This window comes from Rhodoferax sp. XS2R6 (genome assembly GCF_056521365.1).
On sequence record NZ_JBWMAY010000005.1, the window covers coordinates 84,676 to 102,001 of the forward strand.

Below are 17,326 nucleotides of genomic sequence, written 5' to 3' on the forward strand. Positions count from 1 at the left end.
TGGTCTGCCTCTCCATACGTCTGGAGATACACCCAATAAAGCAGAAGGCATGCCAAGTTAAAAGCCCCTCAAATCCGCGGGGCCGCGCCCCAAACGGCGCGGACTGGAGTAACATACCTGTACATAAATACAGCATGCACAGCATTGGTGCAAACACACTGCATGCACTGTGATGCGGCGCACCGTTTTGGGAGTATGGGTCCATGAGCTTGTCTTTGGTGCAGGGGCGCGCCCTGCTGGGGCTAGACGCGGTGCAGGTCACGGTGGAGGTGCACCTGGCCAATGGCCTGCCCAGCTTCAGTCTGGTCGGTTTGGCCGATGTGGAGGTCAAAGAGGCGCGCGAACGGGTGCGTTGCGCCATCCAGAACAGCGGACTCGAATTTCCCCATAACAAGCGTATTACCGTCAATTTGGCCCCGGCAGACCTGCCCAAAGACTCCGGACGGCTGGATTTGCCAATTGCCTTGGGCATTCTGGCGGCCAGCGGCCAAATCGACGGAGCCGCCTTGGCCCAGTACGAGTTTGCCGGGGAGTTGTCCTTGTCCGGCGCGCTGCGGCCTGTGCGCGGCGCCCTGGCCATGGCGCTGGCTTTGCGCACCGCCCAGGTAAGCACCCGTTTGGTGCTTCCACCCGAGAGTGCGGAAGAAGCGGCGCTGGTGCCAGACTCCCATGTGGTGCGTGCGCGCCATCTGCTCGATGTGGTGCGCCACTTTGCCCCGCCCCCCACCGGCGATGCCCCCGCTGTGCCCGAAGACCCCGAGGGCTGGGTGCGCATCCAGGGGGCACCACCCGGCCTGCAGCTGCGTGGCCCCGACATGGCCGACGTGAAAGGCCAGGCCGGCGCCAAACGCGCGCTGGAAATTGCCGCCGCTGGCGGCCATTCATTGTTGTTGGTCGGTCCGCCGGGCTCGGGCAAGTCCATGCTGGCGCAGCGGTTTGCCGGGCTCTTGCCCGACATGGACACCAACGAGGCCCTGCAAAGCGCCGCCATTGGCAGCCTGTGCGGCCGTTTTGCCATGGAGCGCTGGGGCCAGCGCCCCACCTGCAGCCCGCACCACACGGCAAGCGCCGTAGCCCTGGTGGGTGGTGGTTCGCCGCCGCGGCCCGGTGAAATTTCGCTGGCCCATCACGGGGTCCTGTTTTTGGACGAACTGCCCGAATTTCCCAGAGCGGCGCTGGAAGCCCTGCGTGAACCGCTGGAGACCGGCAGCATCACCATCGCCCGCGCGGCTCGGCGGGCCGAGTTCCCCGCGCGTTTTCAGCTAATTGCCGCCATGAACCCCTGTCCCTGCGGCTACCAGGGCTCACCCAGCCACAGCTGCCGCTGCACGCCCGACCAGGTGCACCGCTACCAGGCCAAACTCAGCGGCCCGCTGATGGACCGCATCGACCTGCACATCGAGGTGCCCGCCCTGCCCGCCCACGAGCTGCTGGGCAGTCCGGCTGGCGAGTCGACCGACCGCATTCGCGCCCGCTGCAGCGACGCACGCCAACGCGCGGTGGCACGCCAGGGCGTCCCCAACCAGGCCCTGACCGGCCAAGCCATCGACACCCACACCCAGCTGGATGCCGCGGCCAGCAAATTTCTGCAGGCTGCGGCGGCCCAACTGGGCTGGTCGGCCCGCAGCACCCACCGCACGCTGAAGATTGCCCGCACCATTGCCGACCTGGCGGGTGCCGAAGGCACGGGCCTGGCCCATGTGGCCGAGGCCATGCAGTACCGCCGGGTATTACGTGCGAGCAGCTAACCGGGCCCTGCAATTGCTATCTTATTGGTAGCTTTTTGCGCAGTATCGACGGGCGCTAGAGGCCTATTTGGCTTGCATTTTGTGCCGCGCCAGAATTTTGGCGTACGTGCCGTTCTTCTGGATGCGGGCCAGGCCGCTATTGAAACGCTCCAGCCACTGCTGCGCCTGCGGCAGCTGGCGCGAGATGATGAGGTACAACTCCACCGGGTACTCCAGCCCCAAGGTCAGTGGCTTGAAACGCAGTCCCTCGCGGCGCAGGTCGCGGGTCACAAACTCGGCCACCGTTTCGCTGCTCCACACCGCCTGCACCCGCCCACGCTGCAGCATCTGAAAACAGTTGAGCATGTCTGGTGGACGCTCCACGCGGGCTTGCTGACTCTCGATAAAAGGGGCCACACGCGCCATGTTGTAGCCCTGCGGTATACAAATGGCCTTGCCAGCCCAGTCCATGTTGGTGTCGGTATCCGAGGGCACAAAAATACGCACCACGTCGGGATACAGGGGCTGGGAGAACCAGAAGTCGCGCTGGCGCTCTTCGTTCTTGACGTAGGGGAAGGTGGCGGTGTGCAGACCGTTGCGGGTTTCCATATAACCGCGCTGCCAAGGCATGAACCGCAGCTGGGCGGCAACACCCTGCTCCTTGAACGCCGCCATCACGACTTCAGACAAGACCCCCATGGCAGGGGCCTCTTCGCTGGAAAACGGTGGGTAGTCACCCGTCACCAGTTCGACGCTGGCGGTTTGGGCCTGCACTGGCAGCGCCAGGCCCAAGGCAGTGGCACAGAGCGCAAGAAACCGGGCCCCGGCAAACAGGCAATGGCGCATCACAAACCTCACGGTCGGTCGGTCAACGGTACTCCCTGTTGGCGCAAGTATGCCAGTACCTCGCGGCTCACAGGGCCGACGGCGCGGGCTTTGTCGGCCATCTCGGCCGCGGGTCCGGTTTGACCCAACGCGGCCAATGACACCGCCGCCCCCAGAAGCCAACGCTGCTCGCTGGGGCGCGATTGCAAGGCCGTGGTGTAGGCCTGCACACTGTCCTGGTGGCGGCCCAGACGTTGGGCCGCATTGGCCCGCAGCGCCCATAACTCAGGCTGGTTGGCCAGCAAAGGCTCCAGGCGCAACAACATGTCCCACACCGCGGCGGGCCGGCCCTCGGCCAGCTCCATGCGGGCGAGTTCACGGACCATGGGTACCAGCGTATTGGCAATACCGCCACCCTGGTTGCTGCGCTCTGCCGTCGCCACCGCCTCCTGCAGGGTGCTGATGGCGGTGTCGCGAGAGCCACTCGCCCACAAGGCTTGGGCTTGGGCCAGCGCCTCTCGCCCGGCCTGCTGTTGGCGTGCACCCGCAGGCACAGCCTCCGCCACAGGCAGCGGGGGCTTGGCTGGCATCTGGGCAGCCACAGGGGCGACGGGGGTGGGTGGCACTATGGCACTGGCGCTCGCCACCGCCGCTTTGGCCGCAGAAGCTGCGGGCAGGGCCACCGGTGTTGCCTGCGGCAGCGCGGAGGACGGGTTGGACAAGGTCGCATCCATGCGCAAGCCCACACTGAGTGGCGCCTTGGCAGAGGCTGGTGCGGCAGGCAAAGGTGGTACGGTGCTCACGGGCGCAGGCGCAGGCATCGGGGAGGCAAGTGCAGCGGGCTCCGGTGCGGGGGCCACAGGCTCCACTACAGGAGCAACAGCAGGAGCCGGGCTAGGCGCTTGAACGACAGGTGCGGGCGCGGACGGTGCGGCCGGGAGCTGCTGCTGAAAACTCCACCAAACCAAGCCGCCAGCCAACATGGTAGCCACAGGCAACAACGCGGTGGCCCAGCGCAGGGCGGGTGAGCGGCGACGCACCGTGGGCGGTGTGGCCACGCTGGTGGTGTCACGGCGCAACAGATCGGCAGCGCCTGCGGCCGGGGTCTGGCGCTGGTCCAGGTCGCGCAGCATTTTGTTGATCACACTCATTCCGACTCTCCTTGTGCGCTACGCAGCCCACGCGCTCCAGCTCCGGGCCACAGGCTGCGCCACCAAGGGCGGCGCAGCAGCACACCCGGTGTGTCCCGCGCAGCCAAACGCGCGTGCGCAGCGCTGACCCGGTGCTGGTCCTCCCCGTATGCCAGCATCAGGCATTTGTGCGCGAGGATATTGATCAGCCGCGGCACACCACCGCTGGCTTGCGCAATCGCGCGAGCCGCCGCTGGCGTGAACACCTGGGTGTCGGTGGACTCGCCCAAGGCGGCCCGCTGCAAGCGGTGCGCCAAGTAGCCCGGCACGCGCTGGGCTTGCATGGGGCCCAGGTACTCGCTGAAAGTAATGCGCTGCAGTAGCTGGCGAATTTCGGGCCGCGCCAGCTTGTCGTCCAGGTCTGGCTGGCCCAGCAGCACCAGCTGCAGCAGCTTGCGCTTTTCGGTCTCCAGGTTGGAAAGCAGGCGCAGGCTCTCGACGGTACGCACCGGGATGGCCTGTGCCTCGTCGATACACACCACCACCCGGCGACCCTGTGCAGCCTGCTCCAGCAGGCACTGGTTCAGCGTGGCCATGATCTGGTGGCGTTGGGGCGGTGAGGTGATGGGAAGCTTGAGCTCGGTGGCCAGGGCCAGCAAGAGCTCGTCGGGGCCCATATTCGGGTTAGGGATGTAGGCCGTCAGGCACTCGCCCTGCAGGGTCTTGAGCAGTTGGCGGCACAGCACGGTTTTGCCACAGCCCAGCTCTCCCACTACTTTGAGAAAACCCTCGCCACTGCGCAAGGCCACCAGCAGCATGTTGAGCGAGGCCTGCGCGCCCTCATGGGCGAAGAAAAAATCCGTATCCGGTGTGATGGAAAACGGGGCCTCCCGCAGCGAAAAGTGCCCCAGGTACATTATTTGGCTTGGTTGCCGTCGATCTGGATCACCCGGGCACGGGTGGCGTCCATGTCGTCCAGCGCGGCACGGGCGCGGCGGCCCTGAGCGTCCCAGTCGGCCGCAGTGCGGATGATGGTGGGCTTGATCAGCACGATCACTTCTTTCTTGCGGCCTTGCGTGGCGCGGTTGCCAAACAGAGCCCCCAGACCCGGCATACCGGTGGTACCCGGAATGCCCGATGCGTTGCGGCTGGACTCCAGCTGCATCAGACCACCAATCGCCACAATGTTGCCGTCCTGGATACGCACCAGCGTGTCGGTTTCATTCACCGCGCTCGACGCCAGCGGCAGGCGGTAGTTACCCACACTGCCCAGGTCTACCTGTTTGGTTTTTTCGGTCACTGTGGTGAGCGAGGGATGCACGTGCAGGGTCACATTCACACCGTCGTCAATTTGGGGGGTCACGTCCAGCGAGATGCCTGAGAAAAACGGCGTCAGAGTGACCGTGGGCATGGTCGTTGTCGTGCCCGAACTGGAAGAACCGCTGCTGGAAGTACTGCCACTGGTGACGGCGGTCACATAAAAATCGTCCGACCCCACCTTGAGCACAGCCTTCTGGTTGTTCATCGTCGCCAGGCGCGGGCTGGACAGGGTCTGCACATCGCCCTGGGTTTCCAGGAAACCCAGCACTGCGCCAAACTGGCTGGTGGCCAGTGCCAGGCCAAACAGGCCCCCACCGCTGGCAACGGCCGGAAAGGCCACTGCACCGTTGATGGTGGTGGTGCCCTGCACAAACGCGTTGGTGCTGGAAACACCACTGCCAATGACGCCCACGGCGGCCTGCCCGTTCACATCACTGCCCATGGCGCCCCAGTTCACACCACTCTGGTAACCATCGCGCAACTCCACCTCCACCACTTTGGCTTCGAGCATGACCTGCCGCTCCACCGAAGCCTGGGTAGCTTTCAGAAACTTGTCGACCTGGCGCAGCTCTTCGGGCATGGCACGCACGGCCAAAATGCCGGCCTGCGGGCTGGAGACCACATTGCGTCCTTCGCCGGTGCCCACCAGGCTGCGCACGGAAGCGGCCAGCTCACCCCAAAAATCGGAACGCGAGGTGGTGGAGACGCGGCTGTTCTCGGGCTGCTGTGCTGCTGTGCCGGCATTGCTGCTGGAGGCCGTGGTACCGGTTGCAGAGCTTTGTAGTGCGGCGCCCGAAGACACACGCAGCTCACTGCTGCCCGAGCGCAAGGAGGTCGGGTAATTGATGGTGAAAATTCGTGTTTGCAAGGTCGGTGCATACACAGTGATGCGACGGCCATCGACTTTGAAGTCGTAGCCATAAACATCGCGAATCGCCTCCAACGCCTCGGTCACCGTGACGCCACGCAGCGTGACCGACAGCGTGCCCGACACGTCAGGGTGCATCAGCATGCTGTAGCGGGTGTCGGCCACGATGGCCAAAAACACCTCACGCGCCTGCGCATTGTTTACCAGCAAGTCCAAACGGGGTTCGGGTGGCAGGGCCACGGGAGGCGCTGCGGGCTCGGCTAGCGCGTCGGATACCTTGGCTGGCACGACCGTCGTAGGCATGGGAGCCGGAAGCTCGGCACGCACCGCGGCACTCACATCAGGGGTCCGCAAAGGGCGGTCCAGCGCCGCGCAGCCGCTAAGCAGGCTCACCCCCAGCAGGGACCACAGAGCCAGCGGGGGGCGGAGCACGAGTGTCAGGGTGGACGTGTCAAATTCATTCATGGGGCGGGACTTCACGGTTGCACTCCTTCGCAGGGAGCTGCGGGTGTCACGGCTTGCTTGGCGGTCGCAGACGATGGTTTGGTTCGGGTGCCGGATTTGGCGACGGGTGTTTTGCAGGGGCCCAAGGGCTTGGCAACGCTGCGCTGGATGCCACTGAAGCGTGACTGTTTGGTGATCTGTTTGCCCTCACGCAACCAGATTTCAGTTTCAGTAATGCGCTCCAGCCTCGCATTGCCGACTTTTTGACCAACCGCCACCAGCCGCGTCCCGACCACCAAATAGGACTTTCCGCCTTGCACCACCACGGCCGTTGCGGGTGCGGGCGCTACTTTGCCCGGCTCATCGGGCAGCGTGCTGGCCTCGGACGGCGCTAGCGTGGGGTCACGCAGTTCCTGGGCAGAAACCTGGCACGCCAGCCACACCATGGCAACACCCGCCAGCAAACGAACGGCACGGCAGCACATCCACGTCATGGCTGTACCTCAAGCACAAACACTTGCAAGGTCAGCTCTGGTGGCTGTTTTTCGCTGCGCAACAGCATGGGGCCCCAGCGCAAATTGGGCAAGGCCTGCTCCAGGCTTCTCACATACTTCACCAGCTCCGCGTAAGGGCCAGACACCTTGAGTTCCACACCGCGGCGGGCAATACCGGTCGTGGTGGCAGCGGCTTTGCCTGCAGCCACATCGGCGCTCAAGGTTGCAGTGGAGAGCAGCATCAGCTCTGGGCGGCGGCGCAAAAACTCCGCCAGCACGGGCTCCAGGGCAGGGCTGTTGCCACCCGCGGCTACCGTCACCTGGCTCTGCACCTCCACCAGTTGCTGCTGCAGCGCCGCCAACTCGGTCCGCAAAGGCAGGTTCACATCGACCGGTGCAGGCATACTTTGCAACTCGGTGCGCAAGCGCTGCAACTCCGCGTTTTGCGCTGCGTGCTGCTGGGTCTGCAACTGGTGAGTCCCCATGGCGGGCGACAACCAGAGGGCATCGGCCAAGGCCAGGCAACTGGCAATGAGCGAAACAAATATGAACGCCCGTTCACGCAAACTCAGGGCATTGATGCGCGCACTCTGCTGCAACCACCACTGTTTCATGGGGTACTCCCTTTAGCCGGTGCTGCCGGCTGAGCACTTACCAGGGTGAATGACCAGGCCTCACGCCCGACCGGAGCGGTGCCAGCGGCCGCCGGCAAGAGGCGTGCACTTTGCACTTTGACGGTCGCCAGGCGCAGTCCCTGCATCAAGGGGCTAAAGGACAGCCGGTTGACCCATTCATTCAGGGCCGATGGCTCCAGCGTATAGCCCGTCACCTCAAAACGCGAGGCGTCGGCCTCCACCCCTGTGACCCAAACTTGCGCAGGAATACTGCGTGACACCAATGCCAGGCGGTCCGAATGCGCAGAGCCAGGCGCCATACGTCCGTCTTGCAATGCCAGCAATACTTTCTGCTGGGCCAGCACCTGGCCGCGTACGTCTTGCACCTGGGTTTGCAGCTCTAGGCTCAGGGGCGCAGCGCTGAGCGCATGGGTTTGCAAAGCCGCCTTGAGATCAGCCAGCTCCTTGGTCTGGGTTTGCATGAGTTGCTGCAACCCGGTGGCAGCGCGGTTCAGATTCCAGACCCATGCGCCACACAGTACCCCCCCAATCACGACGAAAAGGGCCAGGGCTTGCACCATGGTTTGCGCGGAAAAGTAGCGCTTGGGCGCCAACAGGAGTGGGGTACACAGATTGATTTGCTGCGGCATGGCGGGCTCTACAGAGTACGGCCTTCGGTGCGCAACAGCACGCCAGCCAAAGGCAAGCAGTACGCGGCATCGGCTGTGTCAGCGGGCGTCAGCCCCTTGAGGTGGGGGGTGGCGTCCAGCACGCCTACGGTTTGGCCAATTTCACGGCTCAGCCATTCAGCCAGTTCTTGCGAACGCGCACCAGCAAAAACACGCACGCCAGCGAGGGGCAGTTGGGTCCAGGAACGCTCCCACAGGTCCAGCGAGCGCTGCACTTCAACCACCAGCCGTTGGGCGCGCTCGTAGTCCGCTTGCGCGCCACTGTTGGCAGCAACACCGCCCACAGCAGACGCACCGCGCGCATCGGAGTAGTCGTTTCCGTAGGCCACGCCACCCACGCTGTAGTCGGGCACGTACTCACTGACCGGGGTGTAACTCTCGGTGGGAGCAGCAGCATCGCCCTGCCCCCAGGCCATGGTCATAAAGCCTTCCGGCAACTCCAGACGGCGGGTGTAATACAGCTCCTCGTTGGCACTGATGGTCAACATCGCCTGCTTGTTATCGATCAGCACCAGCGCCGCCGTAGCCCGCTCCAGGCGACCTTCACTCTGGGCCACCAGGCTTTGCAGGTTGCGCTGCGCGGTTTCCTGCACATCAATGACGCTCACATCCCAATGCAGTGCCTCGGCCAGCGCCATGGCGTCGCGCACCACGGCACTTTTGGCAGCCACCACAAACAGGTGTGCCTGGCCTTTTTCCTGGCCATCACCCAGGCGCATCACGTCCAGGGTGATGTCGTCCAGGTGGGCATCGACCAGCTCTCTCACTTGGTAGCGGGCGGCGGAGCGCAGCTCCTCCGGTGGAACGGCGGGGGCATCAATCTGCAGGAATTGGTACTGCTCTGGGCGCAGCATGATGTGGGTACGCAAGCCCTTGAGTCCCTGGGCCTGTAGGCGGTGCACCAAGTCTTCGCGACTGTCGACGCCCTGGCGCTCGACCCCCACGCGGGTAACCTCATATCCTTTGCCGGCAGGGCGTGCTTGCAGATACGCCAGGGTTTGGTCGGCCCACGACACGATCAACAGGTCACCGGAAGACTTGCGTTGCCACGGCCAGCGCATGGTTAGCGGGCCCTCCGGGCGGGAGCAGGCAATGTGTGGTGGAGCGTTGCTTCGATCATGTGAGGTGACAGGCAGAGCGACTTGCTCTCATTTTAATAGCTGGTTGCGCAATCATGACAGCCTTCGGAGGCAGTATTTCACATGAATTGAGAAATACTGGACCAGATTCAATAGTTCTCCCGGCGATACAGCAAGGGGCTGCGATAGACGCCAAAAGTAGCGCGCCCTTTGGGGTTGGCAACCGTACCGGTCCAATTGAACTGCAACCAGGCCGGCACGGTGGCCGTGACATCCACCGAACCGGCAGTGCCAGCCCCCGGGGCTTGGAGCCACAGATTGAAATCGCCCGCAAAGCCAGCAACGCCGCTCTCCAGGTAACCGCGGCTAACCACGGCAGGCGCGACGGCGCAACCCGCACCACTGTTGTTGCCGGCTTCTACAACACAGGTGCTCGCCACCATACTGGGGGTCGATGCGGCCGTCAGCGCCAGTGTCGCAGCGGTACAGCTGTCCGCGGTGTTGGTGACCCAACCGCTGGCGGCACTGGCCCAGAACTCAGCACGAAAGACCATGGGCAAATCCAGCCGGTCCGAGCCCAGGGCGTTGGCGAGCCGGGCACGTCCGCTACGGATTTCGGTCGTGCCCTCGGTAGCAGTGGCTGCTGTGCCATCGGTCCCCGTGGCAGAAGACACGCCATCCGTGTCAGTCGCACGCAGCTTGAGCGCCCCCGGGGCCGTGGTCTTGCTGGTAAAGGTAAACACCGGCGCCAGGGTTGCCACACCTGCAGTGAAGCTCGATGCAGCCAATGTGGCAGGCACCATACCCCCCACCAGGCCATTCGCATCAGACAAAGTCACCACCCTGGCAAAGGTGGGGGTGGTATTGGCCGTTCCATCGTAGTTCACGGTCACATTGCCAGCACGGTTGCGGGCACGCACGATCGATGCAAAGGGCTGCGCAGAGTAGGAGTAACTTCCCGCTGCACACCCCTGAGTGACCAGCGTCGCAAAGTGGTCTGGAACAAAGGCGCCCACCGCGCCTGCAGTGCCCGTGTTGCCTGTCGCTGTGATAGCACTCCCCAGGTAGCTGGCACTGCTCAGCGTGGCGCTCAGATCGATGGTGCCAACTTCGCTCCAATTCAAATTGCTCGCAGTTGCGCTACCCGCGGTGAAGGTGCCCAATGCGCCCGAGAAACTGCCGTTGGACGCCCCCACACCCGTGGGGGAGGCCTTGGCAAAAGCCAAAACCACGCTCTCTGGGGAAGTTTCTTTGCCAAAGTTCGGGGTCGCAGCGTTCACATTGTTCTGCGCAGACACCGTGGCACTGAAGTTCACCCCGGCTTTGAGCGGTGCCGGGGTGATGCCACTAAAAGCGAATTTGGCCGGGGCTGCAATAAAGATGTCAGAACCGGTCATGGTGACGCCAGCGGTAGTCTCCTGGGCCGACAGGGTGACCCGCCCCACATCAGCGTATTGCACGCTGGTGGTAGCCACACCCGTGGCATTAAATGCCAGACTCACCGCCTGCCCCGTGGCATCGCAGGCGGAGGTGGCTGAGTTTGCGGCATTCAAGGCACTGCCGCCCACCCGCACTGGCAGGGTGCCGGTAGTCGGGTTGGTGTAGGCACAGGTAAAGCTCAAGCTGCGGCTGGTGTTGGCATAGGCCGGCACACAGGCAGCGCTGCTGTCTGACTTTTTGACCGCTCTTACCGTCACAGACTGGCTGATTTCAGCGACATGGTTGGGTACGTCAAACAGGTAACCAGACTCGACAAAGTTCAGGTTGGCATCGCAGCTGGTGCCCACGGTGTAGTCCTGCGACACACACACGGCGGCAGTTCCCGAACTCTCGGTGATGCCGCCGGAGTTGAGGTTGATGTTGAGGCTTTCTAAAAAAGTATTGGACAAGCCCAGTACCACGGTGGACTCGTTGCTGAAGGTGTAGCTGCCATTGCCGTTGCCGGCGTTCACCACCGGGTTGATCGTGGAGACACTGGACCAGTTGCCATGCCCGGTGTTGGTGGACATCTGCATGGTGGTACCCGCCAGGCTGATCAGACCGTGCGTGGCATCGTGGGCCTCCACGGTGATACTGGCCACTGCACCGCCGCAACCCACCTGCTCCCCCGTATGCACGATGTGAAAGTGATCCAGCGAGGTGCACACAGGGCGTGTCAGCGCCATGTCGGCCGCGGCCTGGGTGGCATTGATGTCGATGGGGTAGATGTACACCTCGTCAATCGTGCCGTTGGCACCATTGGCTGACCCGGTGTTGGGCAGTACGCCCGAGGTACGGTTGTCTCCGATATAGAGCGTGCCAGGGGTTGCAATGGCGCCGGTGGTGGTGGTGCGGTAGGGCGTGGTGCCGGTCGTGTTGGCCAGCACCCCATCGACAATGATTTGTTGCACCGTCTGGTTGGTACCCGGCGTAAAGGCCCAGCTCACGGCAATGTGGTGCCAAGTACCCGCGCCAAAAGTGTACGCCGTGGAGGTCTCCGCCGTGCGCACCGTTCCGCCACTGTCTGTGACCGCAAAACGCAGGGCACCGGTAGAACGCTTCATGAGGAAAAAAGGCTGCGCCGCCGTGGTGGTTGCATCCAACAGCATGGCGTTTGCGGAGTTCCACGCCGCATTCGATTTGAACCAAAAACTGACCGCCCCACGGTTGACCGGAACGATGGGCGTGGATACGGCATCCACCGTCAGGTTCAGGGTGTTGTTGGTAAAACTACCGCCCCGGCACAACCTGCCCGCCGCGACACTGGAACTGAGCCCGACTTTGCTGGCGTGCTGCGCATTGCCGGAGGTGTCCTTGATCTCCCCCGCCACACCCAACCACACCCCTTCGTCAAAACGGTATTCGGCGCTCTTGCCCGCCAGCTGATTGGCCGGATACCAAAGAATGGCCGTCCCCACCGCTGTATCAATGAAATTTTGGTTATAGGCGTATTGCGTGTAGTCGGTGGTACTGAGCTGCACACCTACCGCCGCCCCCACCCCGGTGGTGGAGCCGGTGGTGTACTGGTAGCGGAAATTCCCATTCACGCCGCTGAGACTGGAATACAAAGCGATCTGAAAGCTGTAACGAGTGCCCGCATTGCCGTACAGGGCTACGTTGTTCCAGGTGATCACAAATCGCTTTTGCCCCGACCCATCGGTGAGAAGCTCATGCTTGACGGACGCATTGGTAATGCCGCTGGCCGTGCCGGCAATGATGTCGACCCAATACCCAATCATGAGTTTGCTGGGAACGGCATTGGCACAGCCGGTGAAAGCGGCACCGGCAGCGGTGATGGGCAGGGCCTGCGGCGTGTAATCCCGGTGAAAACCCGACACATCGGCGCCAAAAGCCAATATGCCGTTGGAATAGGCCCTCACACTGGAGTAGTTGACACCGCCAAACGTAAAAGTGAATCCGGCCGGGAAAGTAATGTCGGCCCAATCGTCATCCCCGTTCGGATAGGAGGTACAGGCTGGTGAAGCTCCGCTGGCATGCCAGGCCACACTGGCCGCGGTGCCCGAGGGCGTGTCGTACGCAAACGTGTCCGAGCGGTAAGCGTAGGTTGAGGTCTGCGCCACGGCACCTAGCCCCAGCATAAGCATCACCGCCCCAACGCCCAGATGCCGGAGCCCGCGACCGATCAAACCCGCAAGTGTCGGAATGTGCATCTCATCGCTCCATGGCAGCGGAAACACTGCGTTCTATATTGCCGGCTGCCGCGGTGGCCCGGAACTGGTAAATCACCCGATTGCCGCTGTCGACATAAGTATCAGAGGTGCAGGTAACCGCCACATTGAATCCTTCAATCGTCAGATTATTGATAGCCGCCGGACAGGCGTTGTTCTGCATCACAATGCCAACGCCCCACTCCAACCCGGCACGGGCCGCCCAGTAGGCACGCGTGCCCTGCACATCCTGGGCGTGGGTGAGGTGCTGTGCATTGGAAAAGCTGACCATAAATCCACCCAGAGCCGCTAGCACCACCAGCAAAAACAATGCGGCCATGGCGGCAAACCCCTGCTGAAACCGCGATGTGGTCATGGCGTACTGCTCACATGGACTTCGCTTTGTAGCGATACAGTTTCCGCCGAGTCAGTAATCTGCACACTCAGCGAAATCAGTGCGTTGCGCTGCAGGTCCACCGCCGCGGCCACAAAGCTGCAGGCCGTCACATTGCGCGCCAAGCTTGGCGATGCGGCTAGCGCCGCGGCGGTCGGACACGCCGCAGGTGCCGGGTACGGCAGGTTGCGCACGTAGCGGCGCAGCGTGCCGTCGCCAGGGCAGGCATAGCCCACCACTGGCTCTGCAGCGGGCACCACATGGAAGCGGTTGCTGGCAGAGGCCAGGGGAAATTTTTTGGCGCTGATCGGAATCGAGGTTTCAGGCGGTGTGCCCGCCACCACCGGTGCGCCCGACACGGTGGCCGTATTGTCATTGGCATATGCTGTGGCACCGGCCACGTCCAGGTTGTACACCACCACCAGATCGCCCGCTGCAATGCGCTGGTCCGCGGGCAAGGCGCTATTGCTGCCTAGCAGGTTGAACGCGGTGTCCGCCGTTGAAAAGTCCAGGCTTGTGTTGTCCCCCGCCACCAGCTCCTCGGTACGGTAGCGGCCTCCGGTTTTGGTGGGAATGAACTCGATGCACTGCGCTGCAGGGGTACGAATGCTGTTGGGCAAGGCCACGCGCAAATCACGTGACACGCGCCGCAAGGTGGTGTCCGCCACATCCGTGAGACCGGCGCGGCGGCCGCTGGCCAGATACGCTTCGATGGGGTTGCGCATAAACACCGCCACCATCCCCCCCACCACGCCCATGATCACAATCACCATGATCAACTCGATCAGGGTGAACCCCTGTGCACGATGGAATGGTCGAGACCGGGGGATCAATTGTTGCTCCTGTAGCCGACCAGGGATACCGTGCCCCCAGGACCGGTGATCGACACCGTGACGCGCAAGGCCGGTATGCCATTCCAGTTGGCCACGGCCAGCACAGCCACCGCAGGTGAGGCGTTGTAGCTTGCCAACGCAGCAATCGCAGTGCCTTGGGCATCCACCATGCCGGCAGCAGTGGTGTAGCCGTTGTAGTCGGCCACGTCATCGAACAGGGCACGGTTGGCACCTCCATAGCCGCCCACTGGATTGGCGAAATCTTTTTGCAGAATCTCTTCCATCAGCGACTCGGCCAACGCCACGGACTGCTTGGTGAGCATGGGGTCGGCACTGGTGCGTACGACCTGGTCCGACACCGCCAGAATGCCGGCCAAACCGGTGCCCACCACCACAATGAAGAAGATCAGCTCAAGCAGGGTGAAGCCCCGATGCGGGCGCTTAGTCATGCACATAACCGGTCACCTCTTCCACCGTGATGGTGCGGCCCGTGTTGACCACCTGCATGCTGCGCACCGCGGGCAGCACGCTGGCCGGCAGCGCCTGGCCCAGGCCATCAAAACGAAAAGCGGCAGGCGCGGCCGTAAACGCTACATTCACCGGCGCCTGCAGCACCAGCTCTCCAGCCGGCCCCGCCACTGCGGTGTCACAAACATTGCTGGCCTCCACCGAGGCACGCGTCAGGGTCACCGTGTTGATGGTGAAGGCCACGCAAACCACTCGGCGCTGCGCAATCGCGGTCTTCTGCGCAAAGCGCAGGGCCGCCAAGGTCTGGTCATGAAACCCGCGAGCCTCAAAGTCACTGCGGTTGAACACGCGCGGCGCCGCAAACACCGCCAGTACCCCCAGCATCACCATCACCATCACCAGCTCCACGAGGGTGAAGCCGCCTTGGAATAGGCCGCGCTGTCGCACCGCGGGTGCGGCCAACCATCGGGTAATCACAGGCTGGAAGTTCATTTGTTTGCTATGTTTTTACTAGCTGTTCGCGCAATATCCACGCCGCACAGAGCCCTATTTAATCACTTTTTTGGCGGACAATGTGCGGTCCAACGCAGCAGGCGCACAGCTTAACCAATCCATGACCCCCGTGCCGAATTCTTCCTTGCCCGCGCCAACGACCATCGGTGTGAATCAGGCTATCTTCGCGGGTTCCAACAAGGTGGGCTGGATACTGGCCGGCATGCTGGCCCTACTGCCTACGCTGGGCGTGCCGAGTGAACTCGTCTTGCAAGATACCCTGAAATCTGCCCTGCTGGCGATGGGCACCCTGGCAGCGGCTTGGGCTTGGCTGCAGGCACGCCCGGCCACTGTGCTCTGGCATGGCCTGCTGGCCTTGCCCGTCACACTGATGCTTTATGCCGTGGGTAGTATGGCCTGGTCACACCCCTACTTGGCAGGGGTCGAGGCCGCACGCTGGGCCCTACTGGGTCTGCTGCTGTGGTTAGGGCTACAAGGCCTGCAACCCTGCCACTGGCAGCGTATTGCCTGGGGCGTTCATGCCGGTGCGGTAGGCGCATCCGTATGGGCAGCAGCCCAATTTTGGGCCAACCTGGGCTGGTTCAACCAGGCCGCGCCACCTGCCTCCACCTTTGTGAACCGCAATTTCTTCGCCGAGTATGCCGTGTGTGCTCTGCCCTTTTCGGTGCTGGTACTCGCACAACTCCAGACTCCCCGCTGGCGCCAACTGGTGGCTTTATCCATCGGCTTCAACATCGTGGCACTCATGATGACCGGAACGCGCTCAGCCCTGGTCTCGCTGTTGCTCATCTGCCCCCTGCTGGGGTACGTACTGTGGCGCTATCGCGGACAGCTGGCCTGGGGCCGGTGGAGCCGGACATCCACCGCGTCGGTGCTATTGATAGGAACGTTGACAGTACTGGCCCTGGGCGGCATTCGCTCCAACCACCCCGAGAGCCAGGGGCAAACCGCACTCACCCGCAGCTGGACCCGTGCCGCCACGATGGCCGATAGCACGGTGTATCGAGAAGGCTCTTTCTCTTACCGCAGCATGATGTGGAAAGGCTCTGCACGCATGCTCATGGAAAAACCCTGGACCGGCGTGGGTGCGGGTGCCTGGGAGGTATACATACCGCTCTACCAGGGCCCGCAGTCCAATGAAGAACCCGACTACTACGCCCACAACGAATACCTGCAGCTGCTAGCGGAGTACGGATTTCTGGTGGGAGGTGCGGTATTGGTCGTCCTTCTGGCCTATCTGTTGGCGGCAGCGCGCAACACTTGGCGCTTGTCCACCGTCGACTGCCCGGAAGCCCCGCTGCGCGCCGTCGCCCTCGCCAGCCTGCTTGCACTCCTGGTGGTCAGCCTAGCGGGATTTCCGTGGCGACTGGCAAGTACTGGCGCCCTGTTCATGCTCTGCCTCGGCATCCTGGCCAGCACAGACACCCGCTTGCGGGTGCGTGATGCTCTGGGCCAGGGTACGAACGTGATGAGCACACGGTTGCGACGGATTGTGCTGGGCTTACTATTCGCGGGCAGCGTATTGGCCACGCTCATTACAGTGCAAGCCATGCGGGCCGAGGCCCTGATTGTGGGAGGTATTCATGCGCTGAATAGCGCCCAACAAAAACTGCCAACAGATGCCTCCGCAGCCCGGGCCTTACAGGCCCGTGGAGTGGAATTGCTGAAGGAAGGGCTGTCCGTCAATGCGCACTACCGCAAGGTCATTGCGATTGCCTCTGAGCAGCTAGCCAGCCTAAAGGACTGGGAGCACGCCGCCATGGTGCTGCAAAGCATCGCAGACTCGCGCCCCCACATTGCCAATGTTTGGAGCAACCTGGTGATTGCCCATATCGAACTGGGCCAAGCGGAGCCGGCCATGACCGCTTGGCAGGAGCTGAGGCGCTTACAACCTGACGCCCCGCGTACGCGCGCACTAGAACTGCTAACACTGAGCCGCACGGGCCAGGAAGCACAGGCCATCGCCAAGCTGGACGGCTATTTTGATACGGGGGTAGTGGAGTACGACATGACCCAACTTGCCTACAGCTTGGGCCTGCGCCTGCGCCTGTGGGATCTGGCGGAGCGTGGCTTGCTGCTGCGGGCGCAGGCTTGGCCAGAGACTGAAGCCGACAGCTACTTCCGCCTAGGTAATGTGTACAAGGAGGCCGGTATTGGCTTTGAAGACCGTGCCCTCGCGGCATTCAAGCGCGGCTGGCAAGCGGTACCGAGGGAAGAAAAAGCGAACTACCGGGGACAAGTGCCTGCGCCCTACCGCGAACAGCTGTAAAAAAAACGCCCG

At 63.0% G+C, this 17,326-nt stretch carries 15 protein-coding genes; 2 read left to right on the forward strand and 13 right to left on the reverse strand.

Annotated features, from left to right (window positions below; translation table 11 throughout):
• The first annotated feature begins 203 nt into the window (after nucleotides 1-203).
• Entirely contained in the window at nucleotides 204-1,748 is a 1,545-nt protein-coding gene (locus tag AC097A_RS16435; RefSeq protein WP_479621659.1) for a YifB family Mg chelatase-like AAA ATPase, read from the forward strand.
• A 63-nt stretch (nucleotides 1,749-1,811) separates the two neighbouring features.
• Here AC097A_RS16435 and AC097A_RS16440 read toward each other — a convergent pair whose 3' ends face one another.
• From AC097A_RS16440 to AC097A_RS16500, 13 genes are all read right to left on the reverse strand, one after another.
• Complete coding sequence (locus AC097A_RS16440) at nucleotides 1,812-2,573, reverse strand: substrate-binding periplasmic protein (protein ID WP_479621660.1); 762 nt, start codon at nucleotides 2,571-2,573, stop codon at nucleotides 1,812-1,814.
• Between the two features lie 8 nt (nucleotides 2,574-2,581).
• A complete protein-coding gene (locus AC097A_RS16445) occupies nucleotides 2,582-3,703 on the reverse strand; it encodes a tetratricopeptide repeat protein (protein ID WP_479621661.1) in 1,122 nt (373 codons plus the stop codon).
• A complete protein-coding gene (locus AC097A_RS16450; protein WP_105261782.1) occupies nucleotides 3,700-4,599 on the reverse strand; it encodes an ExeA family protein in 900 nt (299 codons plus the stop codon). Before AC097A_RS16450 ends, AC097A_RS16445 begins: the two co-directional genes overlap by 4 nt.
• Nucleotides 4,599-6,350 (reverse strand): secretin N-terminal domain-containing protein, encoded by a 1,752-nt coding sequence (locus AC097A_RS16455; RefSeq protein ID WP_479621662.1) that lies wholly within the window; start codon nucleotides 6,348-6,350, stop codon nucleotides 4,599-4,601. Before AC097A_RS16455 ends, AC097A_RS16450 begins: the two co-directional genes overlap by 1 nt.
• The gene (locus AC097A_RS16460; protein ID WP_479621663.1) at nucleotides 6,347-6,808 is read right to left on the reverse strand and encodes a hypothetical protein; all 462 of its coding nucleotides are present in this window, start codon (nucleotides 6,806-6,808) and stop codon (nucleotides 6,347-6,349) included. Before AC097A_RS16460 ends, AC097A_RS16455 begins: the two co-directional genes overlap by 4 nt.
• A complete protein-coding gene (locus AC097A_RS16465; protein WP_479621664.1) occupies nucleotides 6,805-7,422 on the reverse strand; it encodes a hypothetical protein in 618 nt (205 codons plus the stop codon). The genes AC097A_RS16460 and AC097A_RS16465 overlap by 4 nt, the downstream gene beginning before the upstream one ends.
• Entirely contained in the window at nucleotides 7,419-8,072 is a 654-nt protein-coding gene (locus AC097A_RS16470) for a PilN domain-containing protein (protein ID WP_479621665.1), read from the reverse strand. Before AC097A_RS16470 ends, AC097A_RS16465 begins: the two co-directional genes overlap by 4 nt.
• An 8-nt stretch (nucleotides 8,073-8,080) precedes the next feature.
• The gene (gene pilM, locus AC097A_RS16475) at nucleotides 8,081-9,172 is read right to left on the reverse strand and encodes a pilus assembly protein PilM (RefSeq protein WP_479621666.1); all 1,092 of its coding nucleotides are present in this window, start codon (nucleotides 9,170-9,172) and stop codon (nucleotides 8,081-8,083) included.
• A 167-nt stretch (nucleotides 9,173-9,339) separates the two neighbouring features.
• The gene (locus AC097A_RS16480) at nucleotides 9,340-12,768 is read right to left on the reverse strand and encodes a DUF6701 domain-containing protein (protein WP_479621667.1); all 3,429 of its coding nucleotides are present in this window, start codon (nucleotides 12,766-12,768) and stop codon (nucleotides 9,340-9,342) included.
• Nucleotides 12,769-12,841: 73 nt separating this feature from the next.
• Nucleotides 12,842-13,177 carry a hypothetical protein gene (locus tag AC097A_RS16485; RefSeq protein WP_315494187.1) on the reverse strand — a complete coding sequence of 112 codons (336 nt, stop codon included), beginning with the start codon at nucleotides 13,175-13,177 and terminating at the stop codon, nucleotides 12,842-12,844.
• A 32-nt stretch (nucleotides 13,178-13,209) separates the two neighbouring features.
• Nucleotides 13,210-14,064 carry a prepilin-type N-terminal cleavage/methylation domain-containing protein gene (locus AC097A_RS16490; protein ID WP_255413709.1) on the reverse strand — a complete coding sequence of 285 codons (855 nt, stop codon included), beginning with the start codon at nucleotides 14,062-14,064 and terminating at the stop codon, nucleotides 13,210-13,212.
• Entirely contained in the window at nucleotides 14,061-14,513 is a 453-nt protein-coding gene (locus AC097A_RS16495; RefSeq protein WP_479621668.1) for a prepilin-type N-terminal cleavage/methylation domain-containing protein, read from the reverse strand. Before AC097A_RS16495 ends, AC097A_RS16490 begins: the two co-directional genes overlap by 4 nt.
• Complete coding sequence (locus tag AC097A_RS16500) at nucleotides 14,506-15,024, reverse strand: pilus assembly FimT family protein (RefSeq protein ID WP_479621669.1); 519 nt, start codon at nucleotides 15,022-15,024, stop codon at nucleotides 14,506-14,508. Before AC097A_RS16500 ends, AC097A_RS16495 begins: the two co-directional genes overlap by 8 nt.
• Before the next feature lie 130 nt (nucleotides 15,025-15,154).
• On the opposite strand from AC097A_RS16500, the gene AC097A_RS16505 reads away from it, so the two are divergent.
• Nucleotides 15,155-17,314 carry an O-antigen ligase family protein gene (locus AC097A_RS16505; protein ID WP_479621670.1) on the forward strand — a complete coding sequence of 720 codons (2,160 nt, stop codon included), beginning with the start codon at nucleotides 15,155-15,157 and terminating at the stop codon, nucleotides 17,312-17,314.
• The last annotated feature ends 12 nt before the right edge of the window (nucleotides 17,315-17,326 follow it).